The sequence below is a fragment of the Sinosporangium album genome (assembly GCF_900100605.1).
Taxonomy (GTDB): Bacteria; Actinomycetota; Actinomycetes; order Streptosporangiales; family Streptosporangiaceae; genus Sinosporangium; species Sinosporangium album.
Genome location: NZ_FNCN01000014.1, coordinates 41,528 through 59,862 on the forward strand (window position 1 = coordinate 41,528; position 18,335 = coordinate 59,862).

General features: G+C 70.3%; 14 protein-coding genes and 1 pseudogene. 11 read left to right on the forward strand and 4 right to left on the reverse strand.

Annotation, left to right across the window (positions count from 1 at the left end; translation table 11 throughout):
- Positions 1 to 86 precede the first annotated feature (86 nt).
- Both BLQ73_RS16530 and BLQ73_RS16535 read left to right on the forward strand, forming a co-directional pair.
- A complete protein-coding gene (locus tag BLQ73_RS16530) occupies positions 87 to 479 on the forward strand; it encodes an OB-fold nucleic acid binding domain-containing protein (RefSeq protein WP_093171355.1) in 393 nt (130 codons plus the stop codon).
- A 24-nt stretch (positions 480 to 503) separates the two neighbouring features.
- Positions 504 to 1,205 carry a DUF3159 domain-containing protein gene (locus tag BLQ73_RS16535; RefSeq protein ID WP_093171450.1) on the forward strand — a complete coding sequence of 234 codons (702 nt, stop codon included), beginning with the start codon at positions 504 to 506 and terminating at the stop codon, positions 1,203 to 1,205.
- 127 nt (positions 1,206 to 1,332) lie between these two features.
- On the opposite strand, the gene BLQ73_RS16540 is transcribed toward BLQ73_RS16535, so the two are convergent.
- Both BLQ73_RS16540 and BLQ73_RS16545 read right to left on the reverse strand, forming a co-directional pair.
- Positions 1,333 to 1,992 (reverse strand): potassium channel family protein, encoded by a 660-nt coding sequence (locus tag BLQ73_RS16540; RefSeq protein ID WP_093171356.1) that lies wholly within the window; start codon positions 1,990 to 1,992, stop codon positions 1,333 to 1,335.
- Positions 1,992 to 2,657: a potassium channel family protein gene (locus tag BLQ73_RS16545; protein WP_093171357.1), complete on the reverse strand. Its 666-nt coding sequence runs from the start codon at positions 2,655 to 2,657 to the stop codon at positions 1,992 to 1,994. Before BLQ73_RS16545 ends, BLQ73_RS16540 begins: the two co-directional genes overlap by 1 nt.
- A 113-nt stretch (positions 2,658 to 2,770) precedes the next feature.
- Here BLQ73_RS16545 and BLQ73_RS16550 point away from each other — a divergent pair, with 113 nt between their 5' ends.
- The 3 genes from BLQ73_RS16550 (at position 2,771) to BLQ73_RS16560 (ending at position 6,692) form a co-directional block, all read left to right on the forward strand.
- Positions 2,771 to 4,816 (forward strand): APC family permease, encoded by a 2,046-nt coding sequence (locus tag BLQ73_RS16550; protein ID WP_093171358.1) that lies wholly within the window; start codon positions 2,771 to 2,773, stop codon positions 4,814 to 4,816.
- Positions 4,817 to 4,977: 161 nt separating this feature from the next.
- Positions 4,978 to 6,219, forward strand: coding sequence for a class I SAM-dependent RNA methyltransferase (locus BLQ73_RS16555; protein WP_093171359.1), 1,242 nt, complete (start codon positions 4,978 to 4,980; stop codon positions 6,217 to 6,219).
- A gap of 236 nt (positions 6,220 to 6,455) precedes the next feature.
- On the forward strand, positions 6,456 to 6,692 hold the full coding sequence (locus BLQ73_RS16560) for a hypothetical protein (protein ID WP_093171360.1): 237 nt from the start codon (positions 6,456 to 6,458) through the stop codon (positions 6,690 to 6,692).
- Positions 6,693 to 7,181: 489 nt separating this feature from the next.
- Here the strand turns inward: BLQ73_RS16560 and BLQ73_RS16565 are convergent, their stop codons facing one another.
- Positions 7,182 to 8,852, reverse strand: coding sequence for a right-handed parallel beta-helix repeat-containing protein (locus BLQ73_RS16565; RefSeq protein ID WP_093171361.1), 1,671 nt, complete (start codon positions 8,850 to 8,852; stop codon positions 7,182 to 7,184).
- An 81-nt stretch (positions 8,853 to 8,933) separates the two neighbouring features.
- Here BLQ73_RS16565 and BLQ73_RS16570 point away from each other — a divergent pair, with 81 nt between their 5' ends.
- Together BLQ73_RS16570 and BLQ73_RS16575 are read left to right on the forward strand one after the other, a co-directional pair.
- Positions 8,934 to 9,797, forward strand: a complete 864-nt coding sequence (locus BLQ73_RS16570; RefSeq protein ID WP_093171451.1) for a TetR/AcrR family transcriptional regulator — start codon at positions 8,934 to 8,936, stop codon at positions 9,795 to 9,797.
- Between the two features lie 154 nt (positions 9,798 to 9,951).
- The gene (locus tag BLQ73_RS16575; RefSeq protein WP_093171362.1) at positions 9,952 to 10,188 is read left to right on the forward strand and encodes a hypothetical protein; all 237 of its coding nucleotides are present in this window, start codon (positions 9,952 to 9,954) and stop codon (positions 10,186 to 10,188) included.
- Positions 10,189 to 10,347: 159 nt separating this feature from the next.
- On the opposite strand, the gene BLQ73_RS16580 is transcribed toward BLQ73_RS16575, so the two are convergent.
- Positions 10,348 to 11,367, reverse strand: a complete 1,020-nt coding sequence (locus tag BLQ73_RS16580; RefSeq protein ID WP_143020294.1) for a glycoside hydrolase family 18 protein — start codon at positions 11,365 to 11,367, stop codon at positions 10,348 to 10,350.
- A 931-nt stretch (positions 11,368 to 12,298) separates the two neighbouring features.
- Between BLQ73_RS16580 and BLQ73_RS16585 the strand changes: the two are divergent.
- The 4 genes and pseudogenes from BLQ73_RS16585 to BLQ73_RS16600 form a co-directional block, all read left to right on the forward strand.
- A pseudogene (locus BLQ73_RS16585) lies at positions 12,299 to 12,586 on the forward strand (3' terminal RNA ribose 2'-O-methyltransferase Hen1); the annotation flags it as partial.
- Between the two features lie 299 nt (positions 12,587 to 12,885).
- Complete coding sequence (locus tag BLQ73_RS16590) at positions 12,886 to 13,155, forward strand: hypothetical protein (RefSeq protein WP_093171364.1); 270 nt, start codon at positions 12,886 to 12,888, stop codon at positions 13,153 to 13,155.
- A 193-nt stretch (positions 13,156 to 13,348) separates the two neighbouring features.
- On the forward strand, positions 13,349 to 17,230 hold the full coding sequence (fxsT, locus tag BLQ73_RS16595; protein WP_143020295.1) for an FxSxx-COOH system tetratricopeptide repeat protein: 3,882 nt from the start codon (positions 13,349 to 13,351) through the stop codon (positions 17,228 to 17,230).
- Positions 17,231 to 17,246: 16 nt separating this feature from the next.
- Positions 17,247 to 18,332: a hypothetical protein gene (locus BLQ73_RS16600; RefSeq protein ID WP_093171366.1), complete on the forward strand. Its 1,086-nt coding sequence runs from the start codon at positions 17,247 to 17,249 to the stop codon at positions 18,330 to 18,332.
- Positions 18,333 to 18,335 lie beyond the last annotated feature (3 nt).

The window sequence follows — 18,335 nt, forward strand, 5'->3', positions numbered from 1 at the left end:
CCGCGGACCCCCGTCGGTCAAGCTGGAGGTACGAGCGGGACACGCGCTACGGCGCGTTGGAAAAGCAGGGAAAAGCAGGGAGCAGTGTGAGTACGGCAGAGCCCCATAAACGTGGGGGATTCCGAGAGTTCCTCAAGCGGCTGACGTCGACTCGGTCGGAGCTGGAGGCCGAGGAGCTCCAAGAGGATCTCGACCGCCACGGCGCGACTCCGATCGCCGCGTGCGCCGACCGGCGGCGCTCATGTGTGGCGGGTACGCTGCGCACCGTGACCCTGCGCCCCAGGGGAGGAGCGCCCGCCCTGGAGGCGGAGCTCTACGACGGCTCCGATGTGATCGACCTGGTCTGGCTCGGGCGTCGCAAGATCGCCGGCATCGAGCCGGGCCGCACCTTGCGTGCGGAGGGCCTGGTGAGCATGCAGGATGGGCGCAAGGTGATGTTCAATCCGAGATACGAGCTGCGCCCGTCCGGCGGAGCCTGAGGCAGAGGCACGGTGACCACGTCCATGAGCAACACGGCCGAGGCCGATCAGAGCGCCGCCTACCAGACCGTGGAGGCGGCCGTCCGAGGCCAGTTGGCCAAGGCCCTGGGCGGGAAGCGCGGCATCGTCGAGGCGGCTCTTCCGACCGCCGCCTTCACGCTGTCGTGGATCTCGACCGAGCAGCTCCGGACCTCGCTGATCATCAGTGGCGGCCTGGCCGTGGTCCTCTTGATCGTGCGGCTGGTGCAGCGGACCAGCATCCAGTTCGTCTTCAACGGGCTGATCGGCATCGCGATCGGCGCCTTCTTCGCCTCCCGCACCGGTGAGGCGAGGGATGTGCTGCTGCCCGGCATCCTCTACAACGCGGCCTACGCCGCGGCCATGTTCCTGTCCATCATCGTGCGGTGGCCCCTCGTCGGGTTCCTCATCGGGTCGCTCAGCGGCGACCCGACGGCGTGGCGCCAGGACTCCGGGGTCGTCAAGCTGTGCTCGCGGCTCACCTGGCTGCTGATGCTGCCGTGCCTGGTGCGGGTCGTGGTGCAGCTTCCGCTCTACCTCGGCAACCAGGTGGCCGCGCTCGGCGTGGCCAAGGTCATCATGGGGTGGCCGCTGCAGGTGGCCGCGCTGGGGGCGATGGTGTGGGTGCTGGCGCGCGGGCGCACCCCGATCGGGGCCGCGACGGGCGCACCCGCCGCTCCCGCCGCGCACGAGGGGCGCGACACGTAGGCGCGACACGCAGGCCCCGCGACACGCAGGCCGCGCGACATGTGGGCTCCGGCCGTACGGACGACGACGAGGCCCCCGCCCTGCCCGGGCGGGGGCCTCGCGCGCGCGTGCGTTCACGTGCGTGCGTTCAGTGGGGGGACAGGAGCTGGGCCAGCTCGTCCTCGACCTCCTGGCGGGCGACGAACAGCAGCTCGTCTCCGGCCTCCAGCGGGTCGTCGGCGGTGGGCACCAGCACACGCCCCTCGCGGAGGATCGCCACCAGGGCCGAGTCGGGCGGCCAGGGCACCGACCCGGCGCGCTGCCCCACGACGGGGGCGTCGTCGGGAAGGGTCAGCTCGACCAGGTTGGCCTGCCCCTGCCGGAAGGTGAGCAGCCGCACCAGGTCGCCGACGCTCACCGCCTCCTCGACCAGGGCGCTCAGCAGGCGCGGGGTCGACACGGCCACGTCCACGCCCCACGACTCGTTGAACAGCCACTCGTTGTTGGGGTGGTTGATCCGGGCCACGACGCGCGGCACGCCGTACTCGGTCTTGGCGAGCAGGGAGACGACCAGGTTGACCTTGTCGTCGCCGGTGGAGGCCACCACGACGTGGCAGTTGTTGAACCCGGCCTCGTCGAGGGAGGAGATCTCACAGGCGTCGGCCAGGAGCCACTCGGCCCGGGGGACGCTGTCGATCTTGATGGCCTTGGGGTCGTTGTCGACGAGCAGGACCTCGTGCCCGTTCTCGAGGAGCTCGGCGGCGATGGAACGGCCGACCGCTCCGGCGCCCGCGATGGCGACGCGCATCACTGCCCCTCTTCCGGCGCCGCGGACAGCACCTTGTTGATCCGGTCCATGTCGTTCTCCGCGGCCATGATGTGCAGGACGTCGTCCTCCTGGAGCACGGTCTCCGAGGTCGGGAGCAGCGCCTCGCCCATCCGGTTGACGAAGGCGATCCTGGCGCCGGCGGCTGCCTCCAGGTCGGAGGTGCGGATGCCGATCCAGGCGGGGTTGAAGACCACTTCGGCCAGGATCACGGTGCCGGTGGGGTCGCGCCACAGCGGCTCGGCGCCCTCGGGCAGGACGCGCCGCAGGATCTGGTCGGCCGTCCAGCGGACCGTGGCCACGGTGGGGATGCCCAGACGCTGGTAGACCTCGGCGCGTCGCGGGTCGTAGATCCGGGCCACGACGTTGTCGATGCCGAAGGTCTCACGGGCCACGCGGGCGGAGATGATGTTGGAGTTGTCGCCGCTGCTCACCGCGACATAGGCCGACGCCGACTCGATGCCGGCCTCGGCGAGGACATCCCTATCGAAACCGACACCGGTGACGCGCCGCCCTCGGAAGCCCGCCCGGAGACGGCGGAACGCCTGAGGGTCACGGTCGATGATCGCGACCGAATGGCCGCTGTCCTCAAGGATGTGAGCCAGGGTCGAGCCGACCCTGCCGCATCCCATGATCACGATATGCATACTCCCCCGCCGCTCAGGTTGAGGCGGACCGTTTAGTTGATACCTAGCCAGTATGGCCCGCTTCGGGAGTGCCGTGTCGGAGGGGCATGACTTGCGAGCTAGCATCGTCACTCGTGGTAAAGGTGACCGATCTTTTGAAACGCCTGCTCGTGGGGCGGGCGCTTCGAAGCACGCAACTTCACGAGCAGCTCCTGCCGAAGCGCATCGCCCTTCCGGTCTTCGCCAGTGACGCGCTCTCCTCGGTCGCCTACGCGCCTCAGGAAATCCTCGTCATCCTGTCGATCGCCGGGCTCTCCTTCTACCACTACAGCCCCTGGGTCGCGGTGGGCGTCGTCGTGGTCATGCTGACCGTCGTCGCCTCCTACCGGCAGAACGTCCACGCCTACCCGAGCGGAGGCGGCGACTACGAGGTCGCCACCGTCAACCTGGGCAAGAACGCCGGTCTGACCGTCGCGAGCGCGCTGCAGGTCGACTATGTGCTCACCGTGGCCGTGTCGGTGGCCAACGGCGTCGACTACGTCGGCGCCGCGATCCCGTACGTGGCCGAGCACAAGCCGCTCGTCGCCATCCTCATCGTGATCTTCCTGACCGTGATCAACCTTCGGGGCATCAGGGAGTCGGGGGCGGCCTTCGCCGTACCGACCTACCTGTTCATGGTGTCGGTCCTCGGCCTGGTGCTCTACGGCGCGTTCCGCGTGCTCGTGCTCGACGACGAGCTGCGCGCGCCGACGGCCGACTACGAGATCATCCCGGAGCAGACCAACCTCGCCGGGTTCGCCGCGGCCCTGCTGATCCTGCGCGCGTTCTCCTCGGGGTGCGCCGCGCTGACCGGAGTCGAGGCCATCAGCAACGGCGTGCCGGCCTTCCGGAAGCCCAAGAGCAAGAACGCGGCCACCACCCTGCTCATGATGGGCACGATCTCGGTCACGATGTTCGTCGGGATCATCACTCTCGGCCTGGTATCCGAGGTCAAGCTCGCCGAGCCCGCCCATGTCTCCACGAACGTGCTCATCGACGGCAAACCGGCGGGCCCCGACTACTACCAGCAGCCGATCATCGCCCAGGTGGCCGACGCGGTGTTCGGCGGCGGATCGATCCTGTTCTTCGTGATCGCCGCGGTCACCGCGCTGATCCTCTTCCTGGCCGCCAACACGGCCTTCAACGGCTTCCCGGTGCTCGGCTCGATCCTCGCCCAGGACCGCTACCTGCCGCGCCAGCTCCACACCCGGGGCGACCGCCTGGCGTTCAGCAACGGCATCGTCATCCTCGCCGCCGCGGCCTGCCTGCTGCTGTGGGGGTTCGACGCCGACGTGAGCCGGCTGCTCAACCTCTACATCGTCGGCGTGTTCGTCTCCTTCACGCTCAGCCAGACCGGCATGGTGCGGCACTGGACGCGCCACCTCGCGACCGAGACCGACCCCAAGGCCCGCGCCCGCATGAAGCGGTCGCGGCTCATCAACGGCTTCGGCGCGATCCTCACCGGCACCGTGCTCGTCGTCGTGCTGGTCACCAAGTTCATCCCGGGGGCGTGGATCGTCTGCGTCGCCATGCCGGTCCTGTTCCTCATGATGAAGGGCATCCGGCGGCACTACGACAACGTCGCCGCCGAACTCGCCGTGCCGGACGGAGCCGAGGTCGAAGAGGCCACCCTCCCCGCCCGCAACCACGCGATCGTGCTCGTGTCCAAGCTCCACAAGCCCACCCTGCGCGCCCTCGCCTACGCCCGGGCCACCCGGCCCTCCACCCTGGAAGCGATCACCGTGGGGGTCGAGGGCGACGAGGCCGCGGCCCTGCGGCAGGAGTGGGAGCGGCTCGGCGTCCCGGTGCCGCTCAAGACCCTCGACTCGCCCTACCGGGAGATCACCCGGCCCATTCTGGAATATGTCAAGACCCTGCGCCGCCGCTCCCCGAGAGACGTGGTCACGGTGTTCATCCCGGAATACGTCGTGGGCCGCTGGTGGGAGCACGTGCTCCACAACCAGAGCGCGCTGCGGCTGAAGGGCAGGCTGCTGTTCCAGCCCGGGGTCATGGTGACCAGCGTCCCATGGCAGCTCCACTCCTCCGACCGCCTCAAGGGCCGGCCCGAGCCGCACGCGCCCGGTGCGGTGCGCCGACCCCCGGAGCCCGTCCGCAACGGGGACCAACAGCCTGGGGCATAGTTCGATTTGTACGGCATGAGCCTGGTCGGGCCCATGCCGTACGGCTGCGCCGGCAGTTCGCGCGCGGCGCTGGAGTCGCGTGTGGCGGCCCGCCGTACGCGCTGCCGGTACGCTGACACGGCGTGCCAAGACCGGTCACGCGGTGGTCGTGGGAGAGTTTCGTGCGAGTTGAGCTTTCTGTCGGTGCTGTCGCTCACGGCGGCTGGTGCGTGGCGCGTCACGAGGGGCGCGTGGTGTTCGTCCGCCACGCCCTGCCCGGAGAGCGCGTCGTCGCCGAGATCACCGAGGAGACCAGCCGCTTCCTGCGCGCCGACGCCGTCGAGATCCTCGCCCCCTCGCCCGACCGCGTCGAGGCCCCCTGCCCGTTCGCCGGGCCGGGCCGCTGCGGCGGCTGCGACTGGCAGCACGCGAGCCTTCCCGCCCAGCGGCGCCTCAAATCCGCCGTCGTGGCCGAGCAGTTCCAGCGGCTCGCCGGGATCGAACGCGACGTGGCGGTCGAGGAGCTGCCCGGCACCCCGGACGGCCTCGGATGGCGCACACGGGTGCAGTTCGCCGCCAGGCCCGACGGCGTCGTGGGGCTCCGCCGCCACCGGTCCCACGAGATCGAGCCGATCGACGCCTGCCTCATCGCGCAGCCCGAGATCGAGAAGGCCGGCGTCGAACACCGCAACTGGCGGGGCGCTTCCGGCGTCGAAGTGATCGCCTCAAGCAGCGGCGAGCGCGCCGTCGTGATCACCCCGCGCCCCCGCAGAACCGTCGCCGTGCCCGACCTCGACGCCGCCGCAGCCGTCCTCGTCGACGAGGGCCGCGGCCGCACCCGCGCCGTCAAGGGCAGCGGCGTCCTCCACGAGCGCGTCGGCGACCGCACCTTCCAGGTCACCGGCAGCGGCTTCTGGCAGGTCCACCCCGAGGCCGCCGCCACCCTGCTCGACGCCGTCCTGACCTTCGCCGACGTCAAACCCGGCCAGTGGGCCCTCGACCTCTACTGCGGCGTCGGCCTCTTCGCCGCCGGGCTCGCCGAAGCCGTCGGCCCCGACGGCGCCGTCTTCGGCATCGAATCCGAGCAGGCCGCCGTGCGCGACGCCCGCCGCAACCTACGCGATCTGCCGCAGGCCACGGTCGAGCGCGGCCGCGTCGAAGACGCCCTCGACCGGTTCGAGATCGAACGCGCCGACCTCGTCGTCGTCGACCCGCCCCGCGCCGGCCTCGGCCGCGACGTCGTCCACCGCGTCGCCGACCTGCGCGCCGCCCGCATCGTCTACGTCTCCTGCGACCCCGCCACCCTCGCCCGCGACGTCGCCTGGTTCGGGGAACATGGCTACACCCTGTCCGACCTGCGCGCTTTCGACGCCTTCCCCATGACCCACCACGTCGAGTGCGTCGCCCTGCTGGTAGCAGCCTGATCGTTTAACTGTTGAGTGCGCCGAGCTGGAAAAACTGTTGCATGGTGTCGCCATGGGTCGCACGGCTTTGACGCACCGCTGACGCACGGCGACACATGGCTGACGCGCCGAAGAGACCTCGCGCTCGTCGAGTTCGGGTCTGCGAGCGCCCAAGCGGCCGGCAGTCCGGCGGGGCTGCGGACAGCCACGGGGTATGACACGCCCATCCGCCGGAGCCGACCACCTATCCTGGGCGCATGCCGTACATCGAGGACCGGGTGTCCACCGTTGAGGCCGACATCGCCGAGATCAAGGGCGACGTAGGCGAGATCAAGGACCGGATCGGCGTCGTCGAGCGCGCTGTCGGCAATATGGAGCTCAGGTTGAACCGTCTCGATGAAAACGTCGCGGCGTTGACCGCCGGGCAGATAGAGATCCGGGACCTACTCGCGCGGCTGGTGGCCCGCGCCGAAGGCGTCCAGCCGTCCGCATAGCCGTGAGCACGGCGAAGCCCCGGCCAAGCCGGGGCTTTTCGCTGTTCAGGTGAACGACGGTGGGAGTACGGCAGAGGTGAGCAATGGTCGTGCACTTCCCCGGCGGTGCCTGTCGATACGAAGAACGCCACGCGTGCTGTTCAAGGGCTCGGAGCGGATGACGCGCCGGGCCGTCCGAGTGATCAAGGAGGTGCGGAAGGCAGGACGCCGGCGGACCTACCGCTCCTGGATCCCTGAAGCCGGCACGTGGTTGCAGTGGGACTGGGGCGAGGGACCTGAGATTGCCGGCCGTCGCACCCAGCTGTTCTGCGCCTGGCCGCATGGTCGCGCTTCCACATCGTGCTGCCCGCCTGGGACCAGACCCTGGGCTCCTGACCGCCTGGCTGGACAGCGCGCTGCGAACCCTGGGCGGCGCACCGACCTACCTGCTGACCGACAACCCCAAGACAGTGACGGTCGCCCACGTCGCCGAACTGCCGGGGCCGGAGGTCAGTTCGCGCTGGTGCGTCCTGCGGCGGCCACGATGCCGGCGACGGCCGGGTCGGTGGCGAACTGCTCTTCGGTGAGGACCGTGTTGGCGGTGAGGGTCACGCCGGCGGGGGCCTGGCCGGGGTCGGCGTCCCAGTAGTTGCCGGTGAACTCCACGTTCTCCAGAGCCGGCCACACTTCGAGGATCACCGGATTGTCGGCCCGGTGCACGACGTTCCCTTCGACGGTGACCCAGGCGGCGCCGTAGTCGGTGTAGAGGGCGAAGTTGTAGGGGGTGATGGTGTCGCGGATGACGTTGCCGCGGATCAGGGCGCCGTTGGCGGGGGAGTCTCCCTGCGGGCCGGCGATGTAGACGCCGCCGCCGTCGGCGAGGACCTGCATGGTGTCGTGCACCAGGTTGTGCAGCACTTGGGTGCCGCGCCCCTCGTAGATGACGATGCCCGCGTGTGGGACGTTGTCGACCTGGTTGTGTGCCACCACGGCGCCGTGGGTGTCGGTGAGGAGGACCGCGGGCGAGCCGCTGTAGTCGCGGCCGATGTGGTGGATGTGGTTTTCCTCCACGTGGACCCTGGTGCCCCCGCCGACGATGATTCCGCCGCCAGACACATCGTCGATCACGCTGCCGCGCAGCACGTTGTCCGCGCCCTCGCCGTGGAACGCCAGGGCCGTCGCGCCCAGCCGGGTGAAGCGGCAGCCTTCCAGGGTGACGCCGGAGGCGTTCTCGAAGATCACGTTGGCGGGCATGGAGGGGCTGTCGCCGCCCGGGCCGGTGACCTCGGCCTGGCCGTCGTGGAAGGCATAGACGACGAGTTCGCCGCCGTCGTAGTAACCGTTGCCGTGGTAATGCAGGAAACCCTCAGGTGAGCTGGGCCGCAGCCACGTCGCGTCGGCGAAGGTGATGCCGCGGAAGGCGACGTCCCGCACGTCGTTGGCGTGGATGAGCGTCTCCAGCATCGGCGCCACCACGTGGTCGAGGCTCTCTCCGGGCAGCGGCATGTAATGCAGGACGCCGCCGTTGAGCGCGAATGTGCCCTCGCTGACGAAGGCGGGGCTGTTCTCCGCCGAGGTGGGGGAGTCGGCGCCGTACGACTCGCCGCTCTCCCACGGGACGATCGCCCGGTAAAGCTTCGTGGCCCACGCGAACGCGGGCTGCGCCATGGTGAGGGTGGTGCCGTCCGGGCCGTTCCCGATGCGCGCGACCTGGCAGCGGGCCTCGGACCACGGATAGACGCCCCGGTAGACCAGTTCCACCTCCCCGTGCCAGTCTGTCGGGGTGTCAATGGTGTAGCCCGTCTCGGTCCTCTTGAGCGTTTGGTCGAGCGGGATGGAGGCCCGTACGGCACGGCGCCCGGAGACGTAGAGCTGCCGAGTGGCCAACCCTGGCACCTCGGCGAGGTGGACGCCGTCGTCGCCTTTCCGCCAGCCTGTGATGTGCCTGCCGCCGCTGATGACGACATCGTCTTGGTCGGCCGTGCCGTACCCGTAGGCCTGGTAGACGACGCCGGAGTCGGCGGCCGAGAGAGTGAATGTCTCGGTGAGGTGGTAGGTGCCGCCCCTGAGGGTGATCACGCTGCCGGGCCGGGCGGCGGCGCGGGCTCGGGCGAGGGTCGCGAATGGGCGCTCGCTCGTGCCCGGACCTGAGTCGTCACCAGTGGGATCGACGAAGATCATGATGGAAGGCCTCCGCGTTAATGGGATACAAGTTTATGGCGTACATATCTGATATACAGCATATACACGAGAGGAGTGAAAGTGGCGAATCCGGAGCGGAGCACCGAACTGCTGTGGGGGGCGAAGGCCAGGGTCGGCCTCAACCTGGAGCGGATCGTGCGGACCGCGATTGAGCTGGCCGACGCCGAAGGCCTCTCCGCCGTCTCCATGCGCAGGGTCGCCGAGCGGCTCGGCTTCACCACCATGTCGCTCTACCGCCACGTGCCCGGCAAGGCCGAGCTGGTCGACCTCATGCGCGACGAGGTCATGGGGGAGCCCGCGCGCGAGGACGCCGGGAATGAGGAGGTACGGCGTGAGCCGGGCTGGCGGGGCGCCGTCACCGCCTGGGCGCGGGCCGAGCTGGCGCTCTGCCTCCGCCACCCCTGGCTCGTGGAGTCCACCAGAGTCCGCTCCCTGCCGGGGCCCAACGCCGTCGCGGGCCTGGACTGGGCCCTCGGCGTGGTGGCCGAGACGGGGCTGCCGCCCAGGCAGGTGGTGGCCGTGGTGACTCTGGTGTCCGGGTTCATCGAGAGCGCCGCCCGGCAGGCCGTGGAGGCCCTGCGCATGGAGCAGAGCACGGGGGTGGGGGAGGAGGAGTGGTGGGGGGAGCGCGACTCGCTCTTCGAGCACATGCACCGTTATCCCACGCTGACCCGCATCTACAGCGAAGGCGGTTACCACGATCCGCTGGACCCGTTCGAGTTCGGCCTGCAGCGGGTGCTTGACGGCATCGAGGTTCTCATCGGCGAGGGGAGATCTGCCCGTGACGGAACTCGTGACGAAAGTGGTGACGAAAGTCGCTGCACGGTGTGCGGCAAGGCCACCGGCCTGCCCCCGACCGGACGCCCCCGCAAGTACTGCTCCCGCGCCTGCAGGCAGCGTGCCTACCGACAGCGCAACGCCTGACCGGACTCCCGAGGGCACGCGCACCTCGACCACGGCGTGCGGGCCGGAGGCTACTACTTCTGGGCCCCGGCCCTGACCTTGATGAGAGAGCGGTGGGCAGATCCGTCAGGCGTGACACGCCCATCCGCCCGAGCTGACCACCTATCCTGGGCGCATGCCGTACATCGAGGACCGGGTGTCCAGCGTCGAGGGCGACATCGCGCAGATCAGGGAAGATGTCACCGAGATCAGGGGGGACCTTGCAGCTCTCAAGGCGGGCCAGTCCGCCATGGAGCTCAAGCTCAACCGCGTCGTCGAGGACATGGCGGAGATCAAGGCGAACCAGATCGAGACGAGCAGCCTGCTGGCGCGCATTCTCGCCCGGCTGGAAGGCGTTAAACCGTCCGCATAGCCCGGAGCATGGCGAAGCCCCGGCCATTCGAACTGAAGCACGCCGGGGCTTTTTGCTGTTCAGGCTAACGACGACAGGGAGGGCGGCATGCGCACGCACCGGTCGCGCACATTTCTGGTGATACCGAGAGGGCCCGCCGTGGTCGGTTCTGGGCTCAGGTCACTTTGACCGTTCGGTTGGGGCGGTGAGGACGCGGGTGATGGTGTCGTCGGGGGTGGCGCCGCGGAGGGACAGCCAGGTCAGGTGGTGGCGTTCGGCGTAGGCGGCGAGGGTGCGGGCGCCGGCGGGGGTGAGGGCGTCGGGGTGGGAGAGCACGGGGGTGACGCCGAGGTGGCGCCAGACGGTGGAGTGGTCGAGGGCGAGTGCGGCGCCGATCTGCGGGGCGGCGGCGCGTACGGCGGCGGCCACGCCGCGCAGGCCGCCGGGTTTCAGCGGGGTGATCAGGTTGACGGTGTCGATGCGGGCGCCGGCTTGGCGGGTGGCGCGGAGCAGGGCGCGGTGTTCGCGGGACAGGCCGTGGCGGGTCGCCGGGAGGGAGAAGCTCACCCACAGGGGGCGGTGGGCCGCGGTGGCCTCTTTCTGCAGTGCGGCCACGGCGCCGGCCCGCCGTTTCGCGACGGGCAGGGAGGGCTTTTCGCGCGGTTCGAAGTCGAGGTGGGTCAGGTCGAACGCGCCCAGGACGCTGCGGTAGGCCGAGGCCACCCGGGATTTCGCTTTGCACGTCACCGCAGGGTCGGTGCCTGAGGCTCCGCCGAAGGACACCCCGGCGTCGCCGCCCGCCGTTCGCAGGCCGCCGAGTCTGCCGATCACGAGGTCGCCGCTGTGGCCCATCTTCCCGCTCCAGAGCGCGGCGCAGCCGTCCGGTCCGGAGGTGAGGTGGCCGAGGAGGAACCAATCGGCGCCTGTGCGCCGCATGGCGTCGACCGGCTGGAATCCGGGGTCCCTGCCGGTGTCGACATAGGCCACGAAACCGGAGGGCTGTTCGGGGCTGGTGGCGGAGACGGGCACCTGGTCGGGGGGAGGGTCGGGGGGCGACTCGGGGGATCGGGCCGGTTCCCGTGGGGGTGCCGCGGCGGTGCCGCCGGTGGCCGGTCGGCTGGTGGTGCTGGGTGCGGGTGCGGGTGCCCAGTCTGTGTGGGCTTTACCGGGAAGCGCCCAGATCGCGGCGCTTGTTGCCATCGCCAGTCCCAGGAACCCCAAGAACACGAGCGGCCGGGGGGCGAGACCGTCGCCCGCTCCCGTCTCCAGGCCTCCCGGGGGTGAGCCGTCGTTCTCGGAGGGGGGTTGCGGGGGCGGTTCGTCGGTCGGCCCCGCCCGTCGGCCGGCAGTGTCGGAGGCAGTGTCTCCGGAGGCGGCGTCACCAGGATGGCCGGAGGCGGCGTCACCAGGATGAATGTGCGTGCGCCCGGAATCTCCGGGGTTGGCATGCCTGTGGCCGGGGTCCTCTGGAGTGGAATGCCTGTGGCCGGGGTCAGCCGGGTGAGCGTCCCTGCACCCGGAGTCTCCCGTGTCCGTGAGCTTACGGCCGGGGTTTTCCGGACCGGTGTCGCCGTGTCCGGCCCGCAGGTGAGTCGCGTCCCCTGGGGGAGGACCGCTCCCAGGGGAGTGGTCGGCCTCGGTGGGGCCGCCGCCGTTGTAGGGGGTGGGTCGCCCTTGCTCGGACTCGGGTATCGGGGAATGGTCGTGCCGGGCGTGGCGATCGGTCGCCGTCGCCGGGACGGGACCGTTCCTGGGCCCGGGCGGCCAACTCGGTTGATCCGGCCGGTATCGGTGGCTTGGGCGATCCGGGCCCGGGGAGGGGCCGTCGGCGGGGGCGGGCCTCGGCCCGTCTCCGCGGCGGGAAGGCCCGTCGCCTGTGCCCTGGCCGGCGGCCAGCGGGGTGTCGTCTGTCACCGGCATCCTGATCCGCCTCTCACCACGAGAGCCGATCGCATAATGTGCTGGATCGGCTACGGTGCGCACCGGAAGCTTGAACGTTAGCAAGGGTGCCCCCCGCACTGGAAGTGATCGACAGATGTCGTCCGATGCGTCCGGATAGTGATGGTTAGGCGTGGAGCGTGCTGGACAAATCGGATGCGGCTGCGGATGGGTCTCCGGCACATTTGGCGGGGTGCTTCTGACGATCTCGACAACCCGCACACCAGCGACAGATCTGGGCTACCTCCTTCATAAGCACCCTGACCGGGTGCAGGAGTTCGAGCAGTCGTACGGCACCGCCCGGGTCTTCTATCCCGAAGCCGAGCCAGGCCGGTGCACGGCCGCGCTGATGCTCGACGTGGACCCGGTGAGACTGGTCCGCTCCCGTGGGAGGAACTCTCCGGATTTCGCCCTGTCGCAGTTCGTGAACGACAGGCCGTATGCCTCCTCCTCGCTGCTCGCGGTGGTCGCAGGCGAGATCGCACCTGGCGGCGATTTTCATCACGAACTGCGTGAAGGGGGTCGGGCGCCACCCGTCGGCGAGAAGTTCCGCGACATCGACGGGCTCTGTGGTCCTCTCCGGGAGAGGGGGCCCTTTAGTAGGGGGTTCTTTAGAGATGTGGCCTTTAGGGATTGGCGCCGCTTCGTGCTCACTCCCAGCGTTTGCGAAGAGCAGTCATCCTACGATACCTATATCCTAAAACCGATATTGTCACATCAATCATGTCAATATAGAATTTGTCGGTCGTTCGTGATAGGACCATCGGAGCGCGATTTCATGTGACCCACCGGCCTGAGGGCGGAGGCCCGCCCCAGGTCACGTGGCTGGGGGTGGTGTGGGCGATGGGCGAGGGCATCCGCGACCACCGCTCGGATCTCGTCGACCTGAGCGGCGTCGACCTGAGCGGCGTCGACCTGAGCAGTGGTGACCTGAGCGTGCTCGCCGAGCTGCCGGAGACGGCATTGTCGGCTTCTCTGCGAAGAATCCGCAGAGAAGCCGCAGCCGGTTCCATGCTCTGCGCCTTCGACGGATTCCGGAATGCGATCTGAGCGCGTGCCGGGAAAGGCTCTCGCGAGAGGTAGCAGTACATATACTGGTTTTGGATGCTTCGCTGCCTAAGTTTGGATATCTAGGAAATTTTCCGGTTTCGCGGGGTTGCTGCCGAGCGTTGGAGGTTGATATGGAACGTTTGGTATCGCGGATGATTCGCGGCACGCACCCGATACGAGGGCGGTGACCGCCGTGGCGGCAGGGCCCGGCGTCGTCGTCTCCTTCGTCTCCTACGGCGGAGGAACCGGGCAGACGGCGGCCATCGCGAACATCGCCTGGATCCTCGCGTCGGCGGGGCAGAAGGTGCTCGTGGTCGACACCAGAACCGAGGCCCCCGCCCTCCACCGCTACTTCGCCCCCTTCGGGCGGCCCGTGCTCGACGCGGAGCGTCCCGCCGACCGCAACAACCCGCTCGCCGCGGTCGTCCGGCTCGACTGCGACCCTCCGTCCCGGGACGGCCGCGTCGACTACCTCGGGCCCGCACTGCCCGAACCGGCGATCGGAGAGCGGGCCCACATTCCCCGCTTCTCCTTCGAGGCGTGGACGCGCCGCCTGCCCGACCTGCGCCGCAGGCTGACCTCCCACGTCTACGACTACGTGCTCGTGGACGGCCCCGCCGGAGCCGGCGACATCGCCGTGGCCACCGCGGCGCAACTCTCCGACACCGTGGTGCTGTGCGTGTCCATGACCCCCGGGGCGATCATGGGCAGCGGAGCCCTGGCGCGGCGCATGCTGAGCAGGCGCACCGAGCTGCGCATCCTGCCAGTGCCGACGGGAGTCGACGAGCGCGACCCCCAAGGGCTGCGGCGGGCGCGGCTGCTGGCACGCGAACGGTTCGCCTCCATCACGGCGGGCGAATCCTCCCTGCTCGGGCAGATCGAGGTGCTGTACCGGCCGGAGTTCTCCCACCAGGAGAAACTCGCCGTGCTGCTGGACGGCGACGACGAGCACGCCCGGCTGACGCGGGCCTACGAACTGCTCGCCAGGCTGATCAGCGATGACCGGGTGCGGTCGATGACACCGCCCGACGCCGCGCTCAGGGAGCGCTACACCCGCGCGCTCGGCCAGTCGTTCTCCACGCTCCCGACCGGGGTGTCCATCGTCTACGCGCCGCGCGACCGCGTCTGGGCCGACTGGTGCCGCGGCCTGCTCGGCGAACACGGCGTCCCCACCGAGATGGTGCCGGCCCTGGCCTCCCGCGTCCCGCCGCCCGTCGAGGAGGGCCACCACGTTCTGCTGATCTCCCCGCGCAACCTCGCCCGCGCCTGGGCCGTCCACACCCGCGACCGCCGTACGGAGCGGAAGCGGCCCGCGCGCCCGGCCGAGGGGGCCCGCGTGTCCGGCCGGACCGTCGCGGTGCTGGTCGACGGCGCCGACCAGCCCGAATGGGCCGCCTCGCTCGACCGGCTCGACCTGCGCGACATCAAGGAGGAGCAGGCGGAGGAACGGCTGCGCAGACAGCTTGGACTCACCTCCTTCCAGGAGTTCCGGCCCTTGCCGGCGACGCGCTTCCCCGGCGCCGCCGCCGACGGGCGAAAGCCCGGCACCGGGCCGGGCCACCGTTCCTACCCGCCGCGCAACCCGTCGTTCGTCGGCCGCGACGAACTGCTGGAGTCGCTGCGGGACAGCCTCGCGCCCACCGTGCTCGCCCCCGAGCCCTACTACCTGCGCGGCGACGAAGGGGTAGGCAAGAGCCAGCTCGTCCTGGAATACGTGCACCGCTTCGCCCCGGACTACGACATCATCGGCTGGATCCCGAGCGGTTCCAGAACCGACATCCGCAAGGGCCTGGCCGACCTCGCCGAAGCGCTCCAGATCCCGCCCGGAGGCGACGGCGCCAAGGCCATGCTCAAGGCCCTGAACGTCGAGCCGTCGCGCTGGCTGCTCGTGTACGACAACGTCGACGACATCCGCCACCTCGACGGGATGACCCCCCGGTCCCGCTCCGGGCACGTGATCGTCACGCTCACCTCTTCGGCCGCCGACGGGCAGGGCGAGCCCGTGCCGCCCTTCGACCGGGACGAGAGCGTCGCCCTCCTGTTGGACAAACTGCCCGCGCTCGACGTGGAGGACGCGGCGGGCGTGGCCGCGGCCGTACGCGATGTGCCGCTCGCGGTCGAACTGGCCTGCGCCTGGATCGGTGAGGACGCGCGGTGGCGCCGGTTCCGCAACGTGCCGGACGCCGAGGCCGCGGCGCAGGCGGTGAGCCGGTTCCGCGCTACCCTCGACCGCGCCCTCGGCGCCCTCGGCGCCCTCGGCGAGCTCGCCGGGCCGTACGAGGTGTCGGAGAGCACGCGAGAGAGCACGCGAGAGAGTACGCGAGAGACCGCGGTGGCGAGCACGCCCGAGATACGGGCCATTACGGCGATGGCGCTGGACTCGCTACGGTTCCGCACGTTCGGCAAGGGCGTGATCTGGCTGCTCCAGCTCATCTCGTTCCTGTATCCCGCACGCATCTCGCTGAAGCTGCTGCGCTCGTGGCGGGTCGCGTCGGAGCTCGCCCGCTTCGGCGAGGGGCTCGACGACCCGCAGATGATCGACGCGGTGCTGGTGAAGGCCGAAAGGTACGGCCTGATCGCGATGCGGTGGGGCGGGGCCCCCTCCGTGCGCACCAATGCCCTCATCCAGCGTCTGATCCGCGGCCTCATGAGCGAGGAGGAGGCGGAGCTGCGCAGACGGCAGGCACTCGGCGTGCTCGCGGCCTACGCCTTCCCGAGGTTCGACGCGTCCGACCAGGAGCACCAGGCGGTGTTCACCGAGCTGTGGAACCACATCCACCCGTCGGGCGCGCTGCACAGTACCGACGAGCGGGTCTGCGGCTGGGTCCTCAACCAGCTCCGCTTCCTCTACGCCGCCAACCGGATCAGCAGGCTGGAGGCGGGACGGGAGATAGGCGCAGAGGCCCTGGCCGCGTGGAGCGCCAACCCCGCCAGGCATGAGCTGCTGCCCGACCTCAACGTCGTGGTCGCCAACCATCTGCGGGCCCTCGGCGACTTCGACCGGGCCCACGAGCTGGACCTCGACGCGCTGTCGGCGCTGCGCTCGCGCTACGGGACCAGGAGCGCCCGCACGCTGCCCGCGAGCCGCGGCTACGCCGCCGACCTGCGGGCCCTCGGCCAGTTCGACGTCTCGGCGGCCGAGGAGTTCTCGATCCTGCTGACCTCGCGCCACCTGTTCGGAGACGACCACGAGGAGACCCTGGCCTCCGCCAACAACGGCGCGCTCGCCGCGTGCCTCGCCGGGAACTTCCAGGAGGCGCTCGAACTCGAACTCGACACCTACGCCCGGCAGGTGCGCCTGTGGGGCGGTGACTCGCCCCGGGCGCTGTGGAACGGCTGCAATGTCGGCGTATACCTGCGTGAGCTCGGACGCTATGCCGAGGCCGAACGCCGGCTGCGGCAGGTGCGCGACCGGATCGGCGGCACCCAGCCCGGCGTCACCCTGCCCAGGCTGCGCCTGGACCGCACTCTCGCCGCGACCTACCGGAACGTCGGGCGCCACCTCGGCGACGTCGCCAAACTCGACCAGGCCAGGTCGCTGCACAGCGCCACCTTGGAGGGCTACCGGGCGCTGCTCGGCGCGGATCACTTCTCGACGCTCGCCTGCACGGCGGGATACGCCTGGACGCTGCACGCCGCCGGTGAGCACCGCGCCGCCGTGGACCACGGGACGGCCGCCTACGAGGGCCTCCGCCGTACACGCAGCCCGTTCACCCTGGTGGCGGCGGTCAACCTCGCGGTCTTCCTCCGGGCCGACGGCGATCTGGCGGGCGCGCGCGACCTCGGCGGCGAGGCGATGGAAGCACTGACCGCACGCCACGGCGACCTGCACCCCTACGCACTCGCGGCCACCCTCAACCACGCCAACACCCTGGTGGCGCTGCAGAAGTACGGCGAGGCCCTCGACCTCGGCCGAGCGGCCTGGGAGGGCTACGTCGCCCGATTCGGCAGGGACAGCCCCTTCAGCGTGATCGCCGCGGCGAACGCCCAGGACACGCGGAGGCTGGCCCGGGGAGAGACGGCCCGGGGCGGATACACGCGATCCGACATCGACATCGAGGTGCTGTGGTTCTGAGCAGAAGGGGGGAAACATGGCGACGCGCCGGCTGACCGTCCAGACCGACCTCGCACCACAGGCGACCCTCGACGGGACCCGGGAAGGGGTACTGGCAGGGGGGCAGGCGGGGGCCCGGGAAGAGACACGGCCCAGGGGCGTCTACGAGCCGGTGGTCGACCAGTGCCGCGAGTTCCTGGCCCGCGACAGCGGAGTGCACCACCTCGCCCACTACACCGGAGGCATCTGGGACTTCGCCCTGCACGTCCTCGCCGACCCCGCCGTGCGCGCCCTTCCGGGCCGCGCGGAAGGGCCGGACCTACGGTCCGGCTACCGGCAGGCCGGACGCATGCTGATCTTCCAGGTGGAGCGGGTCGGCGACTACCTCGCCGACCTCAGGAGCGGCACCCTGGTCAGAACAGTGGTGGAGAGCGGCGACTGCGTCGCCGTCTACGTCTCGCTGCGCCCCCAGGTGGCGCTGGTGGGCATCACCCTCGACCCGGCCCGGGTGTGGGAGGCCGACCGGGGCATGGCCGAACTGATCGCCGGAATCCGCGAGCGCGTCCGCCTGCCCGACGAGGACCTCGGCGGATTCCGGCGCAACGCCGTCCCCGCCGCCCACGCGATGAGCGCCGACCTGCTCACCGTGTACGGCGACGCCGGCGTGGACCCGGTGATCCGGCGCGCGGCGCGGATCACCGCCGCCGAAGTGGGCCCCCTCGACCTCCACTACCTCGCCTACTACGACGACTTCAGCCTCAAGTTCTCCGTCGACTGCCTTACCCATCCGGACCTGGCCGACTACTTCACCGACATCTCACCCGAGGCCCGCCGCGCGAAGTATGGCGAGGTGGGGGACAGGGCGGGGGTACTGGCGGGCGACTTCGGCCATGCCGTACGCCTGGTGAGCAGGAGCAGGCCGAGGCGGCTGGTCCTCGACGTGCAGCAGGGCGCGGTGTTCGTCAGGTGGCTCGACACCGGCCGCCACCTGGTGGGCGTCACGCTCGACCAGTCGATGGTGGCCGCGGCCGAACGCCGGCTCGACATGCTCAGGCCCCGGTTCGAGGAGCTGTTCCCCCTGCCCGCGGGCGGTGTCGTCCCGCCCGGCGCTCTCACACTGTGAACG

What these genes read in the sequence shown, in the direction of transcription:
- BLQ73_RS16535 (WP_093171450.1), top strand. Translation starts at nt 504, where the DNA reads ATGAGCAACACGGCCGAGGCCGATCAGAGCGCCGCCTACCAGACCGTG.
- BLQ73_RS16540 (WP_093171356.1), bottom strand. Translation starts at nt 1,992, where the DNA reads ATGCGCGTCGCCATCGCGGGCGCCGGAGCGGTCGGCCGTTCCATCGCC.
- BLQ73_RS16545 (WP_093171357.1), bottom strand. Translation starts at nt 2,657, where the DNA reads ATGCATATCGTGATCATGGGATGCGGCAGGGTCGGCTCGACCCTGGCT.
- BLQ73_RS16560 (WP_093171360.1), top strand. Translation starts at nt 6,456, where the DNA reads ATGCCGTACATCGAGGACCGGGTGTCCACCGTTGAGGCCGACATCGCC.
- BLQ73_RS16565 (WP_093171361.1), bottom strand. Translation starts at nt 8,852, where the DNA reads ATGATCTTCGTCGATCCCACTGGTGACGACTCAGGTCCGGGCACGAGC.
- BLQ73_RS16575 (WP_093171362.1), top strand. Translation starts at nt 9,952, where the DNA reads ATGCCGTACATCGAGGACCGGGTGTCCAGCGTCGAGGGCGACATCGCG.
- BLQ73_RS16580 (WP_143020294.1), bottom strand. Translation starts at nt 11,367, where the DNA reads ATGGCAACAAGCGCCGCGATCTGGGCGCTTCCCGGTAAAGCCCACACA.
- BLQ73_RS16600 (WP_093171366.1), top strand. Translation starts at nt 17,247, where the DNA reads ATGGCGACGCGCCGGCTGACCGTCCAGACCGACCTCGCACCACAGGCG.